The sequence below is a fragment of the Labilithrix luteola genome (assembly GCF_001263205.1).
GTDB classification, from domain to species: Bacteria; Myxococcota_A; Polyangia; order Polyangiales; family Polyangiaceae; genus Labilithrix; species Labilithrix luteola.
In genome coordinates this window covers 8,166,384-8,188,132 of record NZ_CP012333.1, presented here as the reverse complement: position 1 = coordinate 8,188,132, position 21,749 = coordinate 8,166,384, and the positions used below count along the sequence as shown (strand labels likewise).

18 protein-coding genes are annotated in these 21,749 nt (G+C 66.1%); 7 read left to right on the top strand and 11 right to left on the bottom strand.

Annotated features, from left to right (window positions below; genetic code table 11):
* The first annotated feature begins 236 nt into the window (after positions 1-236).
* Positions 237-1,649, top strand: coding sequence for a phosphoglucosamine mutase (glmM, locus tag AKJ09_RS35525; protein WP_146655920.1), 1,413 nt, complete (start codon positions 237-239; stop codon positions 1,647-1,649).
* A 208-nt stretch (positions 1,650-1,857) separates the two neighbouring features.
* Complete coding sequence (locus tag AKJ09_RS35520; protein ID WP_146652288.1) at positions 1,858-3,021, top strand: EAL domain-containing response regulator; 1,164 nt, start codon at positions 1,858-1,860, stop codon at positions 3,019-3,021.
* Positions 3,022-3,093: 72 nt separating this feature from the next.
* Here the strand turns inward: AKJ09_RS35520 and AKJ09_RS35515 are convergent, their stop codons facing one another.
* Positions 3,094-3,675 (bottom strand): imm11 family protein, encoded by a 582-nt coding sequence (locus tag AKJ09_RS35515; protein ID WP_146652287.1) that lies wholly within the window; start codon positions 3,673-3,675, stop codon positions 3,094-3,096.
* Positions 3,676-3,760: 85 nt separating this feature from the next.
* Here AKJ09_RS35515 and AKJ09_RS35510 point away from each other — a divergent pair, with 85 nt between their 5' ends.
* Entirely contained in the window at positions 3,761-5,002 is a 1,242-nt protein-coding gene (locus AKJ09_RS35510; protein ID WP_146652286.1) for a WD40 repeat domain-containing protein, read from the top strand.
* A gap of 442 nt (positions 5,003-5,444) precedes the next feature.
* A complete protein-coding gene (locus AKJ09_RS35505; RefSeq protein ID WP_169928128.1) occupies positions 5,445-8,285 on the top strand; it encodes a penicillin acylase family protein in 2,841 nt (946 codons plus the stop codon).
* 27 nt (positions 8,286-8,312) lie between these two features.
* Here AKJ09_RS35505 and AKJ09_RS35500 read toward each other — a convergent pair whose 3' ends face one another.
* The 10 genes from AKJ09_RS35500 to AKJ09_RS35455 form a co-directional block, all read right to left on the bottom strand.
* Complete coding sequence (locus AKJ09_RS35500; protein WP_146652284.1) at positions 8,313-8,744, bottom strand: NUDIX domain-containing protein; 432 nt, start codon at positions 8,742-8,744, stop codon at positions 8,313-8,315.
* Between the two features lie 206 nt (positions 8,745-8,950).
* Positions 8,951-9,436 carry an RNase H family protein gene (locus AKJ09_RS35495; protein ID WP_146652283.1) on the bottom strand — a complete coding sequence of 162 codons (486 nt, stop codon included), beginning with the start codon at positions 9,434-9,436 and terminating at the stop codon, positions 8,951-8,953.
* Positions 9,437-9,478: 42 nt separating this feature from the next.
* Positions 9,479-11,260: an IgGFc-binding protein gene (locus tag AKJ09_RS35490; protein WP_146652282.1), complete on the bottom strand. Its 1,782-nt coding sequence runs from the start codon at positions 11,258-11,260 to the stop codon at positions 9,479-9,481.
* Between the two features lie 26 nt (positions 11,261-11,286).
* A complete protein-coding gene (locus AKJ09_RS35485; protein ID WP_146652281.1) occupies positions 11,287-12,204 on the bottom strand; it encodes an RCC1 domain-containing protein in 918 nt (305 codons plus the stop codon).
* Positions 12,205-12,547: 343 nt separating this feature from the next.
* Positions 12,548-13,831, bottom strand: a complete 1,284-nt coding sequence (locus tag AKJ09_RS35480) for a hypothetical protein (protein WP_169928127.1) — start codon at positions 13,829-13,831, stop codon at positions 12,548-12,550.
* The gene (locus AKJ09_RS35470) at positions 13,828-15,015 is read right to left on the bottom strand and encodes a sialidase family protein (RefSeq protein ID WP_146652278.1); all 1,188 of its coding nucleotides are present in this window, start codon (positions 15,013-15,015) and stop codon (positions 13,828-13,830) included. Before AKJ09_RS35470 ends, AKJ09_RS35480 begins: the two co-directional genes overlap by 4 nt.
* Positions 15,012-16,247, bottom strand: coding sequence for a hypothetical protein (locus AKJ09_RS53525; protein ID WP_169928126.1), 1,236 nt, complete (start codon positions 16,245-16,247; stop codon positions 15,012-15,014). Before AKJ09_RS53525 ends, AKJ09_RS35470 begins: the two co-directional genes overlap by 4 nt.
* A complete protein-coding gene (locus AKJ09_RS35465; protein ID WP_146652277.1) occupies positions 16,244-17,032 on the bottom strand; it encodes an outer membrane protein assembly factor BamD in 789 nt (262 codons plus the stop codon). The genes AKJ09_RS53525 and AKJ09_RS35465 overlap by 4 nt, the downstream gene beginning before the upstream one ends.
* Positions 17,029-17,523: an RNA polymerase sigma factor gene (locus AKJ09_RS35460; RefSeq protein ID WP_146652276.1), complete on the bottom strand. Its 495-nt coding sequence runs from the start codon at positions 17,521-17,523 to the stop codon at positions 17,029-17,031. The genes AKJ09_RS35465 and AKJ09_RS35460 overlap by 4 nt, the downstream gene beginning before the upstream one ends.
* A 134-nt stretch (positions 17,524-17,657) precedes the next feature.
* Positions 17,658-18,647: a hypothetical protein gene (locus AKJ09_RS35455; protein ID WP_146652275.1), complete on the bottom strand. Its 990-nt coding sequence runs from the start codon at positions 18,645-18,647 to the stop codon at positions 17,658-17,660.
* Between the two features lie 334 nt (positions 18,648-18,981).
* Between AKJ09_RS35455 and yghU the strand changes: the two genes are divergently transcribed.
* From yghU to AKJ09_RS35440, 3 genes are all read left to right on the top strand, one after another.
* Positions 18,982-19,857, top strand: a complete 876-nt coding sequence (yghU, locus tag AKJ09_RS35450) for a glutathione-dependent disulfide-bond oxidoreductase (protein WP_146652274.1) — start codon at positions 18,982-18,984, stop codon at positions 19,855-19,857.
* 211 nt (positions 19,858-20,068) lie between these two features.
* Positions 20,069-20,515: a hypothetical protein gene (locus tag AKJ09_RS35445; RefSeq protein WP_146652273.1), complete on the top strand. Its 447-nt coding sequence runs from the start codon at positions 20,069-20,071 to the stop codon at positions 20,513-20,515.
* A 178-nt stretch (positions 20,516-20,693) separates the two neighbouring features.
* Positions 20,694-21,695, top strand: a complete 1,002-nt coding sequence (locus tag AKJ09_RS35440) for a hypothetical protein (RefSeq protein ID WP_146652272.1) — start codon at positions 20,694-20,696, stop codon at positions 21,693-21,695.
* Positions 21,696-21,749 lie beyond the last annotated feature (54 nt).

The following is a 21,749-nucleotide window of genomic DNA, read 5'->3' as shown; positions in this document are numbered from 1 at the left end:
AGAACAGATTCGAGGACCCCATGGGAGACTCCGTGACCAGCAAGAAGACTCGCGCCATCGGCGGCGGACGTACGACGAAGATCGACGGGAAGAAGAACAAGGCTCTTCTCCACGCAGGCCCCAAGGCCGAGGGTAAAGCCAAGGGCAAGGCGAGTACGCAGGCCAACGGCAACGGCAGCAGCGAGAAGCCCACGCTCAATGGCCGGCTCAGCCTGCGTCCGCCCTCACCCGCGTCGATGGCCTCGCCCGTCGCGGGTTCACGCGCACGCAAGAGCACCAAGCCGCAGGTCGCCACGCGCCAGCTCTTCGGCACCGACGGCATCCGCGGCACGGCCAACGAAGCGCCGATGACGCCGGAGCTCGCCCTCGCGCTCGGCAAGGCCGTCGCGTACGTCGCCGGCCGGAACAAGGCGCACACGCCGCGCGTCCTCATCGGCAAAGACACGCGCCTCTCCGGTTACATGATCGAACAGGCGATCGCCGCCGGCATCTGTTCGATGGGCGCGCGCGTGATCCTCTGCGGTCCGATCCCCACGCCCGCCGTCGCCCAGCTCACTGTGAGCATGCGCGCCGACGCCGGCATCGTCATCAGCGCCAGCCACAATCCCTACCAGGACAACGGCATCAAGATCTTCGGCGACGACGGGTTCAAGCTGCCCGACGACCAGGAGATCGAGATCGAGCGCCTGATGGCGAACGATGCGCTCCTCGGACCGCGTCCGACCGGCCCGGGCATCGGCAAGGCCTCGCGCCTCGATGATGCGGGCGGTCGCTACGTCGTCTTCGCCAAGGCCACCTTCCCCCGTGGCCTCACGCTGGACAACACCCGCGTCGTCATCGACGCCGCTCATGGTGCAGCCTACAAGGTCGCACCGCTGGTCTTCGGGGAGCTCGGCGCGAGCGTGACCTCCATCGGCGTCAAGCCGAATGGAGTCAACATCAACAAGGACTCGGGCGCCCTTCACCCCGACAACGTCCGGGCCGAGGTCGTCAAGCGAGGCGCCCACATCGGCATCGCGCTCGACGGCGACGCCGACCGGCTCATCGTCATCGACGAAAAGGGTCAGATCGTCGACGGCGACGTCGTCATGGCCATGTGCGCGTGTCGCATGCTCGACGACGGCCAGCTCGGGAAGAAGACGCTCGTGGCGACGGTCATGAGCAACCTCGGACTCGAGCGCGCCATCACCTCGCGCGGTGGAAAGCTCGTGCGTACACAGGTCGGCGACCGATACGTCGTCGAAGCCATGCGCAACGGCGGCTTCAACCTGGGCGGCGAACAGTCCGGCCACCTCATCTTCCTCGATCACGCATCGACCGGCGACGGCATCGTCGCCGCCCTCCAGGTCCTGGCCATCATGGTCCGGACGGGGCGGCCTTTGTCCGAGCTCGCCAAAGAAGCGATGGAGCGCGTCCCCCAGGTTCTGGAGAACGTCACCCTCCGGGCCCGGCAACCCCTCGAACAGATGCGACATCTCTCACTCGGCACCGCAAAAGTGAAAGATGCGCTCGGCGCCGATGGAAGGGTCCTCGTACGCTGGAGCGGAACGGAGCCGAAGCTCCGCATCATGCTCGAGGGGCCGAACGAAGACCTCTTGCGTACGTGGGCGGGCGACCTCGCCGCGGCCGCCAAGCGGGACGTCCCCTGAGCGGACCTGCACGACTATCCCGGCGCGAACGGGGGGGTGAGTTCGGCCGTTGTTAGCACATGCGAACGACCACATCCGCCACCTGCCCGACCGGCAACCCCCGTTGCCGTAAAATGGGATCTCTTCACAGGTGACGCAGGCGTCACGGCAGGCCACAATCAGCCCCTGAGCGGAAACTCGCGCGCGGACCTTTCGGCGCGGCGCGGGAATGCCGTTCTCCAAGACGGTGATGGACAGCACGACGCCCCCCAGCATGACGTCGACTCGGAAGCGAGCCGACGTGCTCCTCGTGGATGACGACAAGCTGGTTCTCCGCGCGGTCGAGCGCATCCTCGTGGCGAGTGGTTACACCGTCGACAAGGCCGAAGACGGCCAGGCTGCAGCACGCGACGCGATGATGGGCGGCTACGACGTCATCGTCTCGGACATCCACATGCCCGGCATCACGGGAACCGAGTTGCTCGACGTCCTTCGCAGCTACGGTTGCGACGTTCCCGTGGTCCTGATGACCGGCTCTCCGTCGCTCGAGACCGCGCGAGAGGCCGTGGAGCTCGGCGCCGTCCAGTACCTCACGAAGCCGATCGACCGCGAGGCGCTCCTCAAGGCGGTGACGCGGGCACGCCAGATTCATCGCAAGCCGCGCACGGCGATGCCGGATCCGGCGCAGGCCGCGAGCTTCGAGCGCGCGCTAGGGTCGCTATGGATGGCGTACCAGCCGATCGTCTCGCTCGCGGCCCACGGGCCGATTGCCTACGAGGCGCTCGTGCGTAGCCGCGAGCCGGGGTTCCTGAATCCGAGCCCTCTCCTCGAATACGGCGAGCAGCACGGTCGTCTCCCCGAGCTCGGGCGTGCGATTCGCGAGCTCTGTGCCGACGCCGCGGCCCACGTTCCAAACGGCGCGCTCCTCTTCGTCAACGTCCACGCCGAGGACCTCTTCGACGCCGATCTCTTCTCGGCGTCGAGCCCGCTCTCGTCGTATTCGGAGCGCGTGGTCCTCGAGATCACCGAACGCGGCGCCATCGACGAAGTCAGCGACCTCGTCGACCGCGTCCGGCGCCTTCGCGCCCTCGGCTTCCGGCTCGCCATCGACGACCTCGGTGCGGGCTACGCGGGCTTGACGAGCGTAGCCGTGCTCGAGCCCGAGTTCGTGAAGCTCGACATGAGCCTCACACGCGATCTCGCCTCGTCGCCCTTGCGACGGCGCCTCGTGGCTTCGATGGTCGAAACCTGCCGCGACGTCGGCATGCGCCTCGTCGCCGAAGGCGTGGAGACCGTGCACGAGCTCCACGCCCTACGCGAGCTGGGGTGCGACCTGCTCCAGGGTTACTACTTCGCGCGCCCGAGCGCCGAGTTCGTCAAAGTCGCGGCCTGAGCGCGCGCTCGAAGCGCGAGCGGCACGGACAACAGAATCCGCAGGTGGTCCGCTGGAAACTCCAGCCGCCAATCACGTCTCGGGGAACGCGCTCAGTTCGAGAAAGCGAATGCCCGAGAACGTTTGCGCGGCGATCGCCTGGGCGAGCGAGCGATGCACGAACGTCGTGTTCCAGTACCCCTGCATACGGAAGATCAGGCGGTCGGCAGGGATCTTCGACTCGTCGAGAACGAGCTTTGTCACGTTGTCGATGCTGTCCGGGTCGAGGAGGTCCGTCTCGTAGACCGATGCCCCTGTGTCGAGGCACGCGATCGGCTCGATCGGGTTGATGATGGAGTACTCGGAGCTCAGTTCGCTCCCCTTCCGGTCGACGATGCGAACCGGCAAGGACTCGAGCTTGGGGATGGATCGGCTCGCGAGGAACGACGCGAGACGCTTCGAACCAACGATGAGCATGTCGCTGTTGAGCAGCGTGTCGCCGAGGGCGACGTCGTCCGGGTAGTCCGCGTGCTGGTGGTAAGTGACGTTCGACGGGAACGAGGCCTCGAGGGGCTCACCGTTGTTGATGCGATAGCTCTTCTCGAGCCCCGAGAGGTCCTTCAGTGCCAACGCCTTCGGGTAGCTCTCGAAGCGCCAGATCACGTAGTTCGACATCGCGACGATTCTAAAAGACCGCGCACGTTTCGGACCGACTATTTCACCGAGTTCCGAAGCTTCGAATTCGATACGCTGGCGCGCCATGGACACCAAGAGCTGGAACGCGATCGGTCGGGCGAAAAACGAACGTGTGTGTGATGCGTTCGAAGACATCATCGATCGCGAAGCAGGCTCGGACGAAGATCTCACCAGCGACGAACGCGACGAAGAGCTCGCCGACGCGGTGCTCGCCAAGGTCGTTGCGCTGAACGACGAAGGACGATGGCGCGAAGCTCGCGAACAGTTCGATCCCGCGCACAAGCCCTTCATCCACCACATGGAAGAGACCGACGCTCATCTCACCGCTGCCATCATTCTCGGCGCCGACGTATTCCTCGTGCGGCGAGGCGATTGGGACGAGGAAGGTCCGGTCCTGTACATCGACGGCGACACCATCACGGAGCTCCCTGGAATCCAGGGCTTTGCCATCTCACGCAATCGCCAGTGGATCGCGCTCGCCGGGCCGGAGGGCGTGGTCGTGAGCGAAGGCTTTCGCGGTGCCTCTTCACGCACCGTCGCCTGGCCGGTCGACGAGCCCATTCGACCGAACAGCTTCGGCATCTCCGACGACGGCCAAAGCCTCGTCGTCGCGAACGACGAAGTCGGCGTATGGCTCCTCCGGGGCGACAGCTGGAACAAGCTCATGCCGCGAACGGACATCGGCGACGACGAGGACGACGCCCCCGACGTGGTGCACGCGGCCATCTCGCCCGACGGCAACTTCGTCGCGTACGGCTGGCAAGACGCACCCGGCCACTATGTCGACGACGTGTCGAAGGGAGCTCCGAAGCTCCACGGTGTGGTCGGCACGGTCAGCGACACGCCGTACCACGTGATGTTTACGGGCGACTCGAAGCGCCTGCTCTCGAACACGCGCCACATGCAAAACGGCGTCACCGTCTGCGCGACGCTCGAAAGCCTGCGCGGAACGGAAGAGTACGACGACGTGCCGGAGGACGCCGCGCGTACCGACGAGTACCTCCGTGCCTACGGCATCGCGCTCTTGCCCGGCGACATCGCTTGGATCGGCGGCGCCGGATGGTCCCACGCAGCACCGCTCGCGGGAGGCAAACCCGCCTTCACGCAGCTCTTCGGCTCGACGCTCAACGCCTTCGACTACGACCCGAAGTCGAAGCGCGCCATCGTCGCGAGCGCCTCGTGCATGCTCCACGTCGTCGATCCTCATTCCGCCGCCGAACGCGGTCGCGAACGCGGCTACAAACCTCGCCGCGAGCTCTATCGCTGGATCTTCTGGGACACGCTTCAAAAGCCCATTCGCTGGTAACGGCGGTTCGCGACGTAGGACGAGCCGCTTCGCGACGTAGGACGAGCCGGTTCGCGACGTAGGACGAGTGAAGGAAGCGCGTTGGAAGGGGCGCGCTCGGGGGGCGCGTTTGACTCGCGTTAAGCGCCGCAGCGAACCCTTCTACGATCGCCGGAGGTGAGCGCACGCGCGAGGACAAAGCGCGTCGCGCGCAGCGCGACCCGCTCGAGCGCATGCGGTGCGACGATCGGGTGCGTAACGAGGTCGGCGCCCGCGAGTCAAACGCGCCCCCCGAGTGCGCCCCGGCAGTCATCGAGACTCTCCGAAGCGAGCGCTACGAGCGAATCTTCCAGCGAGGACAGCGAGCGTTGGTGCGTCCCACTCGATGCGTGGCGAGCGTGCAAGCGAGAAGCTCGAGCGTGGCTATGGTCGGGCTCGGCCCATCCGTTGCACGGATGGCCTCGTGGCGCGGACGTCGAACGGCTCGACGACGCACATCGACGAGGCGGGAATCAGCATGAAGCACGTTTGCTATCTCGCATTGGCCGCGACGTTCTCGATCTTCGCCGCATGTGCCGATGACGATTCCGACATGCCGCCTCCTCCGGCGACCGATGGAGGCGTCGACGCAGGGACGGACGCGGGACCGAGTGTCCAAATCCAAGGTCTGACGGCGCCGGTCCACGTCGAATACGACGAATTCGGGTTCCCTCATCTCCATGGGAAAACTGACGCCGACGTCTTTGCGGCGCTCGGCTACACGCACGCGGCGAATCGGTTCTTCTTGATGGACTTCGTGAGGCGCGCGGTCCGCGGAACGCTCGGTCAGCTCATGCTCGCACCAGGTGTGGTCGACACGGACGTCACGAGTCGAACGTTCTTCGCGACGCGAAACGGCGACCCACTGCCGGAGAAGCTCGTCTCCCAGCTCGACGACGTGTCGCGTAGCTATTTCACGGCCTACGCGGCAGGTGTGAATGCATGGCTCGCCGACGTGCGTGCCGGTCGCAACGGAGCAACGCTCACCGAGGAATACTCCCTCCCGGTCATCGCGCCTGGGCTCCTCACCGATTGGGCCCTCGAGGACAGCGCGGCGGTCGCGCTCTACATGCTCAACAACCTATCCAACAACGCCGACTACGAGGCCACGCTCGGGCGCGTCGCCACGACGGTGCAGGCGCTCACGCCTACCCAGCCGAACGTCGCCAAGACGCTCTCCGACCTGTATCTCGATCTGCGTCCGACGTTCGATGCGTTCACGGTGCCGGCCGCGACGCAGGCTGCGACGCCGACGAGCGCGCGCTTGAAGTTGCCGCCGATCGGAACGCCCTTGCCAAAGCAGAAGACGAACGTGCTGCCCACCAAGGGGACGCCGACGGGACTCCCGTCTCAGACAGCCGAAGTCCGAGCGCTGCTCGACACCGCGGCCAAGCGCTTGGCGGGGATCAGGCGGCTCGACCCGAACGGCGACAACTTCGATCATGGCTCGAACAACTGGGTCATCGGTGGCTCGCGCACGGCCTCCGGCCGACCGCTCCTCGAGAACGATCCCCACCTTACCTTGTCCAATCCGTCGATCTGGTTCCCTGCCGAGATCGATGCGAAGAGCAATGGCGGCACGGGTTCGTATCACATGGCCGGCGGAACGTTCCCGGGCCTGCCCGCGATCTTGACGGGTCACAACGACGACGTGGCATGGGGCGTCACCGTCACGAACTGGGACCTCTCCGACCTCTACATCGAGACGCTCACGAAGGGCGGCACGGCGGTGTCCTTCAATGGGGCGGACGTCGACATCGTGACGAAACAGGTCGACTTCTTCGACCAAGGCAACAAGGTCACCAAGACGCTTGCGTGGGTGCCCCAGCACGGTCCGATCATCGCGCTCAACTCTCCGGCAAGCGGCCAGGCCGTCACGGTGCGATGGGTCGGTCTCGACGGAAGCACGGACGCCCAGGCGTTTCTCGAAGTGGGCCGAGCGACGAACGTCGCCGAGGTCCAGCAGGCGCTCCGCAAGATCACGACGGCCGCGCAGAACTTCGTCGCGGCCGACAAAGCCGGCACCATCGGCTGGTTCCCCTACGCCCAAGTGCCGGCACGCGCGTGGGTAAACGCGAACGACCAGAGCACGTGGCCGATCTTCCCGCAGCCGGGTAATGGCACACGCGAATGGGGAGCCGCGCCCGTTCCCTTCGAGCAGCTGCCGCAGCTCACGAACCCGCCGCGCGGCGCGATCTGCACGGCAAACCAAGATCTGACCGGCGCTTCTGCCGACGGCAATCCGTTCAACGACGGTCACGCCGCCACCCAAGCCGCCGATGCCGCCGACGGCACACGCGCCGAGCAGATCATGCGCGGCCTCGAGGCGGGCGGCAATGCGCACACGATCGACACGATCCACGCGCTCCAGTCCGACACCAAGTCGCTGATCGGTGAGCGCATCGCGCCGCGCATGGTCGAGGCCGCTTCGCGAGCGACGAACCTCGACACCCAAACGCAAGCGGTCGTCGCGGCCCTGAACGACTGGTCCACGGCGGGAACGTTCCTGTGCCCGAGCGGGATCAACGGCGTCACGCCCACGGATCCGAAGGTCACCGATGCCGCCGTGCTGCGCGACTCTGCCGGCTGCATGGCCTTCCACGTCGCGCTCTATGCGCTCTTCCAGGGGGCCTTCGCCGACGAACAGAACGATCCGGCCGTGAGCCCGCCGGGCAACCCGCTCGTCTTCGACGTGCTCGGCGAGGTGAAGGTCATGATGCGCTCGTTCCAGAGCGCGACCCAGCCGGCGGACGAGCCGTTCTGGGACAACATCACCACGACGGGCACGACCGAGACTCGCGACGAGGTCGTGCAGGCCGCGCTCACCCAGGCCGGTCAGCTCCTGCAAGCGGGACGAGGTGGCCGTGACACGTGGCAGTGGGGCGCCATCCATGCACTGACGCTCCAGAGCCCTCTCGCCTCGGCAACGCCGCTCTTCAACAACGGCCCCTACGCGACGCCGGGCGGTCTCTACACGGTCAACGTAGGGAACCCGGCCAACGTGAACCTCGATGCGGGGACGCCGGCCGCGGCGCTCTCGTTCGGCCAGACGAGCGGCCCGTCGATCCGCACGCTCATCGAGATCGGCACGGATCGGCCGCACATGCAGATGGCCTACCCGGGCGGCGCCGATCTCCACCGCTCGAGCCCGTTCTATAACAACATGGTCCCGCGCTGGGTTCGCAGCGAGGTCGTCGACTTCGCTTACGGTGCGGGGGCCGTCGCGAATCCGACGGTCCGCATCGTGATGACCCCGGCTCCGTAGGAGGACGAGTCTGGAGCCAACGGGTTGTCAGGTGCCGTACCAGACGAAGGCACTGCACGGCAGTCGAGCGCCACTCTCGTAGCGCTCGACCCACGCCAGAACGTCGACGCCTCGAAGGCGCATCGTGCGCAGTTCGTCCTTCGTCACCCAGCGGGCCCCGAGGGTGTGTTCGTCAGCGGCGCTCTTGGGCGTCGGGTCCGCCGACGGACGCCCTTCGAAGCAGACGCGAATCCTCACGCCGCCGTTCGGCCACTCTTGATCGAGACCGATGATCCCCGTCGGCTCGACGGCAATGCCTGCCTCCTCCGCGGTCTCTCGAACGGCGGCGTCGAGCAAACTCTCGCCGTGCTCCACCCGCCCCGCGGGCAAGTACCAGCTGCCGTCGTGCTCCTGAACCACGAGGTAGCGCCCTTGGTGCGTGACGATGACCAACACGACGAGCGTCGCGGGAAACGACATGTCGGCATTATCGCCCAACGCTCCGACGTTCGCGACCACGCGTGCGGGACTTCGTTTGCCAGGGGCGGGACGTTTTGACTCGCGGCTCGACGGCACTCGTCTTCTGCTCGGCTTCGTTCACCTCTGGAATAGCTGGCGTGGTCCGTTGGGCGAACCTCGCTATCTCCTCGAGCTCGCCTCGAATCGGCCCAGCCAGAAAATCTGATTCAGCGTCGCTTCGTCGTCACTGCGAGGTCCGCTTTCGCTTCACGTGCGCCCTGCGCGGCGAGCTGATCCGCGCGCTCGTTCCCAGGGTTACCGTTGTGGGAGCGGACCCACTGAAAGCGTACGACGAGCTCCTTGTCGTTCATCGCACGATCGATGAGCCGGACGCTCTCGACCACGAGCGGATCGACGTTGCGAAAGCCGCTCGCGCGCCACGATTCGAGCTTCTTCTCCAGGCTCTCGACCAGCGACTGGTTGTCGGAGAAGACCACCGCCTGCGCACGTTCGGGCAAGACCTCGAGCGCCTCGGCCACGGCGCGGTACTCCATGATCTTCGCGAGCGTCCCGGTCGCCTTGCCGTAGCCTTCCCGCGCGGGCCCTGCACTACCGCTCGGCGGCTTCACGACGAAGCCCCACCCGCCTGGAGCTCCGGTGCCGGGCTTGGCCGAACCGTCGGTGTAACAGAGCCATTCGCGCGAGCCGCTCACGAGTGTCGACGATAGAGACGTCGGCGCGCGGGCTCAAGTCGATCAGCGGATCTCGACCGTATAGGGCGACGTCGGGCGGCTGCCCGCGCCGGCGGGAAAGCCGTAGCTCGCATACGTGTCTTCGCCCCAGACATAGACCATGAACGCACCGTCGCTCTTGGCTTCGTGGCGACCGTACGAGCACGTGCCCGCGGGCGTGGTGACTCCTTGCCCGTTGTGCGTGAGGGCCACCCACGTGTATTCGATCGTGCCGTCTTTGCCGAGCGGCTGCCACCCCGCGATCGTGCCGGCGCAATCGAGCGAAACGTCGTGAAAGGCGCCGCTCTCGTCCTTTCTCCGGACCAGCGTGAGCACGCTCTCGGAGAACGTGTGATCGACGAAGAACACGTAGTGATCGAGGAACTGCTCGTCCGGAACGATGTTCACGAAGTCGGGATCGCCAGGCGTCGAGTAGACGTCGCCGCCGCTCATGTAGACCGCGACGTAAAATGGATAGTCGTTGCCCTGACTCTTCACGACGAAGGGCGCCGCCGAGGTGAAGGTCACGGACTCACCGGCATTCAGCGTCGTCGGCGCATCTGGCGGAGGCGCTGGCTCGTAGGTCAGCGTCGTTCCATCGCGTGCGGCAACCATCTTCCAATAGACCGCTTCTTCGATTAGCGGGGTCCCTTGCAGACCGACGATTCGGCTCCTGTAGGGCACCGCGGAGTACGTCGAAGCCCATTGGCGGAGCGGCGCAATCTGCTGGTGGAGCGAATCGCACGCTCCGATGTTGCTGGGAACGTACGAGCATTGGCTGCCGCCGAAGAGCGCCACCGGGTGGCTCGTCTGGATCGGACTGCCCGCGAGGCTGCTGCCTTGCGCGAACTCGAGGACTTCGCCGCGATTGATCGTCCAACTCGCCGTGAAGCCCGCCGGCGCGGGCGCGACGCCCTTTCCCTCTTTGAGGGCCACCGAAGGCTTCATGCGAACTTCGGTATTGTCCTCTTGCGCGATGATCTGCACGAAGGGCATTCCCTCGTTCGACTTCCAGCCATCGACGAGGAAGTAGTTCGTATCCCACGAAGTCGAAGGAACGAGCAGCGTCGCCGACGGAATGTAGCTCTTCGCTCCACCGTACGGGAACATCGAGTAGGCCGAGACCGGCAGGTTCGTCGAGAGATGAAAAGCCTTGTAGATGCTCGTTTGGTGTTCCGGGATCGGAATCCCGTGCCAAGCGACGTTCACGCCCTTCGGACACGCGACGAAGTGCTGGTCGCGCGGAAGCGGATCGCCCTGCTGGAGGAAGACGATTCCGACCTCACCCGGCGGAATCGCGCCTTCGATTCGAGTATACGTGGTGGCCCCATCGGCCCCGGTCGTCGCCTTGTAGACACTGTTCGAAACGTCGAGTGGATCGCTTCCGTATTCGGCCGTCACCGTGACCGGCGTATTCCACGTGTTGGCGATGAACGCCGCGAAGCAGGAGTTCTGGCCGAAGGTGCTCACATCCGGCGGCGTCGACCAGAACGAACAGCCAATCGACCCTTGCGAAGCAGCGGCGCTGTCACACGCGGTAACGCATCGAGCGCTGGCACAGCCTTGGTCGTCCGCACACGTCTCGAGCACTTGCCCGGTGCACCCGTCGATCACGGAATGCAGGTCGCGCGAGCAACGTCGCCCTTCGCATGCGGCCGGCGGCGGACTCGAGACGTCCGCTCCTGCGTCGACGTCCACCAGCTGGGGCGCGTCTTGCGAGAAGCCGTCCTTGTTCGAACTACACGCGGCGAACCCGAGGGCGAGCCCGAACAGCACCACTCCGGTCCAGCGATTGACGACACTCATGAGTGTTCTCCGAACGAATACGAACTTCAGTGAAAGACGACGTTGGCCGGCGTCGTATGACGATCCGCGTCGCGAGCGCCGAGGCCGAGCTGGCCGTACGAGTTGTCGCCGATGCACTGCACGGTCCCGTCGATGAGGACGAAGCAGGTCGAGAACATGCCCGCTGCGACCGCGATGACGGGCTTCTTCAATCCCTCGACGCTCACGGGTGCCCAGGAGCCCACGCTGTCTTCGCGGCCGAGCTCGCCATACGCGTTCCTCGCGCCCCAGCACATCACCGAGTTATCGGTCATGCGCGTGCACGAATGCGTGACCGACATGGTGACCTGGGTCGGCATCGCGGAGCCCTTGGGGAAGAGGACCTCCGTCGGGACGGCCATGCTCCTGAGGACGCCGACCCCGAGAAGACCGCCCGTGTTGCGGCCCCAGCCGAAGAGGCGTCCATCGGTGGTCACCGCGAGCACACTCAGGTTCGCGACCTTCAGTTCGAAGATCGGCGGAAGACCGATCACCGGTGCGGGCGTGAGATCCTTCTGCAGCGGCGTATCGCGTCCGAGCATCCAGACGTCCGCGCCCCACGAGTACACTGTGCCGCTCGACGTGGCGGCAAAGGCCGACGAGGTGTCGACGGCCGTGTCGATCACCTGCTCGCCATGGAGATCCATGACGAGATTCTCGGTGCCCCACTGGTAGCTGTAGCCCCAGCAGAAGAGCTTCCCGTCGGTCTGCACGGCGCAGCTTCGTTGGTCGCTCAGCGCGAGCTTCTTCGCATTCGACACTTCGGCCACCGCCGTCGGCGTCGGGTTGTTTTGGCCTACGCAATCGACCGCGCCCGAACCATGGACGACGCACGTGCGCTGGGAGGTCATCCCGATGTCGACCACGTCGCTCATGCCCGTCAGCGGCACCGGTGTGGAGCCCGCGTTGGGGTCGGCCGAGTCCACGAACGACCCGAGCGCGTTCGGATCGCCCCAGCAGCGAACGATGCCGTCCGTCGCCGTCGTGCAATAATTCCTCGCGCTCGCGACGATTCCAGTGATGCACGGAGAGGCGTCGCATTCGACGTGCGGCGGCGCCGCGTCGAACGACGCGCGGGCATCGGCGACCGACGAGTCGCTCTCGCGAGACGCGTCATCGGCACCGCCATCGGAGCTCGGCGCTGCCCCGTGTCGGCCTCCGCCGAGGCGTCGGACTCCCAGGCGGACGTGCCGCTCGTGTCGTCGCCGCAGGCCATCAAGAAGCTGGTCGCGAGCAGCCCGCTGGCAACGGCCGCCGAAAGGAACGTTCTCATGGCGTCACCGTCCGGTGCAGAGCAACGTCGTCGCCGACTGCCCAGAAGTCGGTCGTTCCAACGATTCCCTGAATGGCATGAAGCGATTGCAAAAGCGGTTTACCGGGCACGAGCGCGAGGCGAGCGATCTGCCAATTGGCTCCATCGAAGTGACGAATCCCAGCCTCTCCGGCGAGCCAGAGATCGTTGCGCCCGCCCGCCCACAGGCCATCGATGACGTTGAAATTCGGCACCGCGTCCGCCGACCAGGCATAGGCGCCCTCGTGCTGTATTCCGCTGATCCCTGGCACGATCTTCGTTTCGTCGTCGGAGATCCGGAGAACGAGGCCCGGGGCGTTGACGATCTGGGCGACGACGATCTGCACGCCGTCGGGCGTCGACATGCCGCGTGAGACGCTACCGTACGGAATCCTCAATCCGAAACGGTCCCACGACGTCTCACCGTCATTTCCACCCTTCCACTTGCGGAAGCTCATTTCGTTGAACGACTGGCAATCCGCCGGATCACACCAGGTCTGGTCCATACCCGCGATCCAGACGTCGCTCCCCCGCCCCCAGGCCGCCTGAAGCTGGAATTGGGAGCCGTCGGGGAATTGATTCGGAATCTGCATTCTCACGAAGGCAGGCGACGGGTCCGGTGCCCCGGCTGCCTCGAGGTGATGAATGCCGTCGGACGTGCCTACCCAAACGTCGGTTGCCGATGTGCCGAAGATCGTCTTCACTCCCCCCCAACCGTCGAGGGTCATCGGCGTGAGCGTCAACTCCGCTCCTGCCGCCGTCGCGTGCAGTAGCCCACCGTCACCGCCGACGTAGAAGTCCGTCGCGCTCGTGCCCCAGACGGCTCGGAGTGCGGAGCTCGTCACGGCCACGACGCTCCACGCTGCGTGGTCCCAGCGAAGCACGTGACCGCCTTGCGTCACGGCGATGACCTGACCATCGGGAGCAATCCAAACAGCGCTCATCTGGAAGACCGTGTTGCCCCAGTTCTGGGGCGCGGCGCTGGCGTCGAACGAGCCTTTGGCGGGAAGCGTCGTGTAACACCAGCCTTCGGAGCTGCAGGTTGGCACTTCCACATCGGCGTCGGCGTCCGAGCCTGCGTCCGCGGCGGAATCCTCGGCAGCGAGCGCGTCCCGCGTCGCGTCGCCCCCGGAAGCGTCGCTGTCGTCCGTGCCCGGCGTGGGGTTCGAAGCGTTGGTGTCCGAGCTCGCACAGCCAACGCCAAGAGCCGACGCGACGAGCGCCGAGGCAACGAGAAGGAGAGCCCCTGTCCTGCGCTTCATGAATGCCTCCGGCTCATCGCCGTGCGATGCAGAATCAAGCCGTCACCAACGATCCACACGTCGTCGGGACCGCTACCCCAGATGCCCAGGAGGTCGCTCGGAGCGTCGCTCGGCGTGAGGCCGATCGTTCCGGCCGCCCAGCTCTGGCCATCGTAGTGCACGACCGTGCCGGCATCGCCGACGGCCCACACGTCGCTCGGCCCGCTTCCCCAGATCGCGCGCAGTGTTCGTGACGTTGGCGATTCGACGACCTTCCAAACGTCGTTGCCTGTCGAGTGGATGATCGTCCCTCGTGAGCCGACGGCCCACACGTCGTTCGGACTGCTCCCCCAAACGCCGCGCAAGTCCGCGGACGTCTTGGTATCGAGTTGTTTCCAGTGCCCTGCCGCCGCGTCGTCGACGCGATAGCCGTAGCCAGCGTTGCCCACGGCCCACACGTTTGCCTCGTCGGTTCCCCACAGGCTTCGCGCTGAGCCACTGCAGTAGAACTGATCCGGAGGACAGATGTTGCCGGCCTTCCACGCGGCGCCGCCATCGGCGTCCGCTCCGAGTCGCCAGAAACTGCTGGACGCTCCGAATCGCGACGAGGGGTCGCCGACGAGCCAGACGTTCGACGCCGACGTGCTGACACCTCCCCAGATGCGTCCGGACGAGGCGCCGCTCGCCACCCAGCTCGAACCAGGCTGTGGCGTGAAGGTGGCGCTACCGTTCTGGAAGCCGGTGGAGTGCAGCGGCACCTTGGCATTCACGGTCCAGACGTCCTCGCGCCCGGTGCCCCACACGGAGAAGTAGACGTCACTCGTGCCGGACGCGAGGGCAACGAACGGGCCGCCATCGCTGTGGAAGATCGCGCCGTGGGTGCCGACCGCCCAGACGTCGTCGGCGGCGCTTCCCCAGATCGAGTTCAGCGAGATCACGCGGGCCGCCGGGAATGGCGACGAGCAGAAGTCCACCGTCGCGCAATCGAGCGTCGTCACGCACGCGTCGGAGCTCGAATCCGCGCACGGCGACGCGTCCGCGATCGCAACGTCGGCTCCGGCGTCCGGCGTCGGGACGGGAACGGTGTGGACATCCGCCGGGGCTGTATCGCTCGCGCCGGCATCGTTGTTGGCGCACGCCGCGAGCGCGTTCAGCGCGCACGCCGTCGACAAGCCGCCAAGCACTACGAAAATTCGCCCGTTCATTTCGTCACCCCGGCGTCGCACGCCTGCATGGGGCAAATGCCGTCGACGCACGGCTGGCCCGAACCGACGTCGCAGAGGTTCCCGCACGAACCGCAGTTGCGCGCATCGAACTTCAGCGAAGCCTCGCATCCGTTGTCGGCCCGGCCATCACAATCGGCCATGCCCTCGTTGCATTTGACGGTGCAGCGACCGTGCGAGCAAGCCGGGGAACCGTTGAGTATGCCGGGGCACTTGTACCCGCACGAGCCGCAGTTGTTCGGATCGTTGTCGAGGTCGGCGCACGTCTCCGTGCTCACGAACAAGACCCCCGGACAGTACGTCGTGCCGTTGCGGCACTGGCAAGCCAAGCCGGTCGCCGAGAGCGAGAAGCACTTCTCGCCCTGCGCGCATTCGTTTCCGCAGGCGCCGCAGTTCTTCAGATCAGGCTGCGCAACGTTCACCTCGCAGCCGTCGGGACGAATGCTGTTGTTGCAGTCCGTCCACATTTGTCCGGTGTCTTGGAAGCAGCGAAGGTCCTGACACTGGCCGGCCTTGCAGCCGTAGTACATGTGCGGAGGAGGCGCCTCGGCGTCCGCAGGCTGGTTCGACTTGCAATCGAGTTGACACTGACCGCAGTTGGAGTCGTCGGACGAGAGATCGACGCAGCTGCCACCGCAGTTCGTGTAGCCGTCGGGGCAGCCGCACCGTCCGTCGAGGCACTCCACGCCGGCGGGACACTTGTTCCCGCACCCACCGCAGTTGTTCGGATCCGTTCGTGGATCGGATTCGCACCCGTCGTCGGGGATCCCGTTGCAGTCGGCGGAGCCCAAGGAGCACGTGACGGCGCACTCGCCGTCGACGCACACCGGCATCATGTGGAAGGCGGACGCGCCGCGGCTGCACTGCACGCCGCAACCACCGCAGTTGTACGGGTCGGACGTGACCTTGGTCGCGCACTTGTAGGCCGGGATCGTGCCGTCGGATCCGAGACACGTCATCCACCCCGCTGGGCAATCGGTCGCCGCGCACATGAGCACGTCGTCACCGGCGTCGAGGTCCGGTGCGTCGCTCGCGGCACCGTCCGACGGCGCCACGAACACGGGCCCAGCTTCGATGGCAAGCCCTGCGTCGTCGTCTTGATGACCGATGTCGATCGCCTTCGCACAGCTCGGGAGCCCCGCGAGGAGGACGATGGCGCTCGCCACTAGAGGAAGTGCAAGGCGCGACGCGCGGTCGACGGCTGCTCGTCTCACGGGGTTCTCTCTTTCGCGTTGCTCACGTTGCTCACGTTGCTCACGATGCTGTTGATACGACTCGCGTGGGCCGAGCTCGGATACGTGGCGGTGAAGGTCCTGGCGCGCGCGCGCGCTTCATCCATGCGCCCCAGGCGCACGAGCGAATCGATGATCATGACGTCGCGCTCCTGGACGAGAATGCCGCGCGGGAAGCGCGTGGGATGTTCGCGAAGCATCGCGAGGGCACTCGCGGGGTCGGCGTTGAGCGTGGTCTGGGCGCGGCGCAGAAAGCTCGCTTCGGACTCCTCGGGCGCCTGAGGCGCACCGGCGCCCTCGCTAAGCGCGTTTGCCGCGCGCGAGGTATCGGGCGTCCCCACGACGCCCCCTCCGAAGCTCCCGATCTCGCTCGCCTTGGCAGGTGCCGTCGTCGCTTTGAGCGTGGGCACGGCTCGCGCGTTCGGCAGGTCCGTCACCGAGATTGACGCCTCGGTGCTGGGCACCGGTGCTTCACGAAGACGATCGCCAGCGGACGGCACGTCGGGCGCAGTCACCGCGGAAGCCGCCACCATCGTCGGGAGCGCGGGCCCCTCGTAGACCTGAGACGGCGAGAACACGCTGAAGCCGACGAGCAGGATGATCGATTTGAGCGCTGTACTGCCGATGCCACTCGATTTGCGTGCGGGCGGCGCGACCAGATAGGGGGACAGGCGACTCTCGAGACGCGCGAGATCGGTGGTCGTCGGATCGCCTCGACCCGCACGAAAGAGCGCTTCGAGCGCGCGTTCCGGATCGGACGGCTTCATCGCGAGCCTTCCGCTTTGGTGAGCATGGTGAGCATTTGCTTTCTCGCAGCTGCGAGTCTCGAGTACGCGGTCTTCACGGGGCACTGGACGAGCTCGGCCACTTCGTTCATCGGAAGGCCCTCGAGCTCGTGCAGAACGAGGACGGCCCGCTTCTCTTCGTCGAGCCGCTGCAGCATCTGGTGCAGTTGCTTCTGTGCGGCGAGCCGCTCGATCTCGGCGTTCGAGACGCCTCCCGCGTGTTCGCTCACGTCGTCGTAGAGGACTTCGTGACGCTTGTGCGCGCGGTTGCGGTAATCGCGAGCCACGCGAATGCAGATTCCGTAGATCCAGGCGCGCAGCGAGCCGTGGGGCTCGAACTCCGGGAGCTTGCGGAACACGATGACGAAGACTTCCTGGCTGACGTCGTCGAGATCGCGCTCGGCCACCGATTGGTAGCGGAGCGTTCGCCAGACGAACGCCGCGTACGTCTCGAACAGCTCACGCGGGGTCATGGGAATGGACCTCGCGCCCTCGCATTCGAGGCGCTCTCGTTCGAGTCGAAACGCTTCCAGGCGACGAAGCTCGAGCTCCGCGGAATCTGCGAGCGACGTCACATCCACGTAATGGAAGCGTCGCTTTCAGGTTCCTAAAAAATGTCTCCTGCCACACCGATTGAAACAAACGCCGTCAAAAACGGGGTTCGATAGACCGATTTTGCTTCGTCTCGCCCCTCGGAGAAAGCGAGCGAGACGCGCTGGGGAGTGGCCGAGGCCCCGGTGCCCAGAAAGGCGCGCCACATGTGGGCGAAGGAGTACGAGAGATACGTTTGGAGGGTCCCACCGACCGTGGAAGATAGCCCTGCGCGACTCTCCGTAAAGCCGGCGCCCCAGCCGAGGTAGAGCGTGACGTCGGGTCCCGCGCAGCTCAACCACGCGAACCGGTCCGCACGCCCGAACGACGCGGGGGGAGCGCACAACGTCGCTGCAACGGTCGTATTCAAGAGCGTGTAGCCCATCCCTCGTGGCGTCGAGCTCGAGCGAGGCACGCCGGAGACGAAGACGCCGAACGGAAGGAATCGCGGCGGGCGAACGACGAGTCCAAGCTGCACGCCCGGGGCCAGGTCGCCGTTCGAATCGAGGGCCCCGAGCGCTCCCAAGCCGAGCGTGCCGTGCCAGGTGGGTCGAGGCGGTGACACCGGCGTTCCGCTCCGCGCGGCGGCCTGCTCTTCGGTGGTGCGTGGCAGGTCAGCCATGATCGAGAGAGCGAGCGTGAACGCGGACGACACCTCTTTGCAGTCTTCCGATTCGACCGACAGCTCACGTGCGCCGAGCGAGAGCCCCGTCGCCGACAAGAGAAGCATCTGCGCCGTGAAGCGCCCGGGCGGCGGCGTTGCTCCGACGTCGACGCGAAGCACGCGATCGGCGGCCGCCTTCGGAGCAAAGACCTGACGACCGAGGGTCGCTTCGACCTCGCTCACGATCCGATCGCGCGCGATGCACCGCGCGGCCTCGGCGTCTTCCGACCAATCGAGGAAGACTTTGCCGTCGTACGCCTGCGCATCCTCGGCGGAGGCTTCGCTCGTCGTCGCGATCATCGCGCACGCAAGAGCCAATCCGACACCAACGCGCCACCACATCGACGTTGCCAGGCTACCAGAGCGCGCCACCATCCGGAGAAATGCGCGTCGTCGCGCGTCCGACGTCGTCTGGCTCGTGCGCGAAATGGCGGCAAGGACGAGGTCGACCGATCGAGCGCCGCCGTCGAATGAAACGGCCAAACGCGGCCAGTCCGAGCTTGCTCGCCTAGCGCAGCGTTCGTGACGACAGCGCAACTCGGTTGCGCTGATTGAACCATCAAACGGAGCTCGCGACAGACTCGCGCCGAGGGCCGAGAATTTCGGGGCCCTCGCCCATCGTGGGCCCCGAAATTCTCCGTCCGTGCAAGCGGTCGCCGCAGTAGGCTTCACTTTCATGAGCGACCAGCCCACGTACACGCCTCCGAAAGTTTGGACCTGGGACAAGGCTAGCGGCGGGACCTTCGCCAGCATCAATCGCCCCGTGGCGGGACCAACGCACGAAAAGGAACTCCCGGTCGGACGCCATCCGCTCCAGCTCTACTCGCTCGCGACGCCGAACGGCGTCAAAGTCACGATCATGCTCGAGGAGCTGCTCGCGCTCGGTCACACCGGCGCTGAGTACGACGCGTGGCTCATCAAGATTGGCGATGGAGACCAGTTCGGCAGCGGCTTCGTGGGCGTGAATCCGAACTCGAAGATCCCGGCACTCCTGGATCGCAGCGGCCCGTCACCGATTCGCGTCTTCGAGTCGGGCGCCATTCTGCTGTACCTCGCCGAGAAGTTCGGCGCGTTCTTGCCCAAGGACCTCGCGGCGCGCACGGAGTGCCTGTCGTGGCTCTTCTGGCAAATGGGCAGCGCACCGTACCTCGGTGGTGGATTCGGTCACTTCTACGCGTATGCCCCCATGAAGATCGAATACGCCATCAACCGGTTCGCGATGGAGACGAAGCGGCAGCTCGACGTTCTCGATCGTCGCCTCGCGGAGACCGAGTACCTCGCTGGAAGCGAATACACGATCGCCGACATGGCCGTGTGGCCGTGGTACGGCGCGCTCGCGCAAGGGCGCGTCTACGACGCCGGCGAGTTCCTCTCGGTGCAGGAGTACAAGAACGTGCAGCGATGGACCGACGCGATCGCCCAGCGACCCGCCGTGAAGCGGGGCCGGATGGTCAATCGCTCGTTCGGCGATCCCTCCGAACAACTCCACGAGCGGCACGACGCGAGCGATTTCGACACGAAGACGCAGGACAGGATCCAGAAGGCAGGCTGATCGGCGCGGCATCCGCAGCGTGCCCCGCCCCCGCGCCACGCGGTGCCGGAAGCTCCCGTCGCGTCGTCCGGGTCCCACATTCCATCGGGGTTTTGTGGTGGAACGCCACTTGCTCTTCCACTCGCCGCGGAGCGCCTTGTGTCATGCGCTCCGCACGGCGAAGAGCGGTGCGACGACAAAGCCCCCCGGGGGATCGTGAAGAGGTTCGACGATGATTGAGACCAAGCAGAAGCTCCTCCGCGGCCTCTCGACTTCGGTCGTCGTCGCCTCGAGTCTGGTGGCTGTCGCGTGTTCGAGCAGCGATTCGGATGCGCCAGCCAAAGAACAGAGGCAACCGATCTCCGCGTGCAACTTGCCGAAGGGTCTTCCTTCCGCGTCGGCAGAGCCCGTGCTCGGTACCTGTACGCCGAAGCCGGGCTTCCAAGGCTGCGAGGTGCCGAGCGGTTCGGTCGTCAACGCCGCCGATGGAACGATCACGACGCCGGACGGCGAAGTCGCAAAATGCCATGCGCTGTGCGCCCCGAGCGACTTCGCCCTGACGTGCGCCTCTTCGCCGGGTTCGAATCCGCCGCCGCCGGCTCCCGCACTCGGGTGCACGGTCATCCCGATGCCGACGCCCTCCGGCAGGCTCTTCTATTGCTGTCCCTGCGCGAACTGATGCACGGCTAGCCCCAGCGTTCGAACCGCGACCGTGCGCGAGTGCCTGAGCTCATGGGCATATCGTCCATGCTCAACCGGCATTGCATGAGCGCGCTTTCCGATCGCCATGCGATAATCTTGGAATGCGGCTGACGCGGGCGATCGGCGTCGCACGCGTGTTCGTTGTAGTGGCCGCCATGACAGCCCGCACGCCGAACGCGTGGGCGGGCAGCACCGGCATCGATCTCGATTACTCCGCGCCGTCCGAGTGCGCGAGCGAGGCAGCGTTCGCGTCGGCGGTCCACGAGCGGCTCGCCGATAGGCATGTCGCCCTCGCCGATCAGCGTAATTTCAAGGTTCGAATCGTCGCCGAGAGGGGTCAGTATCTCGGAGCGCTCGAGGCCAGCACCTCGTCCTCGGTGCGCGAGGTCTCGGCCGCCACGTGTGACGAAGTCGTCCGAGCGCTCGTCGTCTTCGTCGCCCTCGCCGTGACTCCGAGCGACGATGAGCAAGCGCCGCTCGTCTCCCCGCCGACTGTCACGCATGACGACGGCGAAGCCTCGACTCCGCTCGCGCTGGAGGATCCGAAGAGCGCGACCGCTGCGAGCGACCAGCAGGCGCGGCCGTCGGTCGACCGACCGAAAAGCGTGGCGCCGGCCGCCCCGAGCCAGCGACGATCTTCGCCCCCCCGCTTCGGCGTCGGCCTCCGCGGCATCGTCGCGACGGGTGTAGCGCCAGCGCTTGCGCCGGGCGGAGCCATCGACGCGAGCGTCGTACTCGCTGCGCAGCCGCGTCTTCGCTGGCTTCTCCACGTTGGAGGCCTCCTCACGTACCGCGAAGCGGCCGTGCTCGATGGCGCCTTCACCTTCACGTGGGCCGCGGCGCGCGTCGATGTCGGGCCTGCATTCGACGTCGGTCGCTTTCGGTTCAGCGCGGGACCGGTGGCGCACGCCGGTGTGCTCGCCGTCAGCGCGCGGAACCTACCTTCTGCTGCCGGAGACTCGACGTTCTGGGGAGACGTCGGTGGCTTCGCGCGTGTCGATCGTGCTCTCTCCCGATCGTTCGGACTCTCACTCATGCTCGAGCTTGCGGCGCCACTGCAGCGCAGGGCATTCGGGGTCCGCGGTGTGGAGGAGCCGGTTCAATCGATTCCACCCGTCTTTGGCGTCCTTTCGCTCGGCGTGACGGTGGGTCCGTAAAAAAAACGACCGGCCGGTGACGAAAACGGGACCCAATCGGGAACGAGCGGCGAC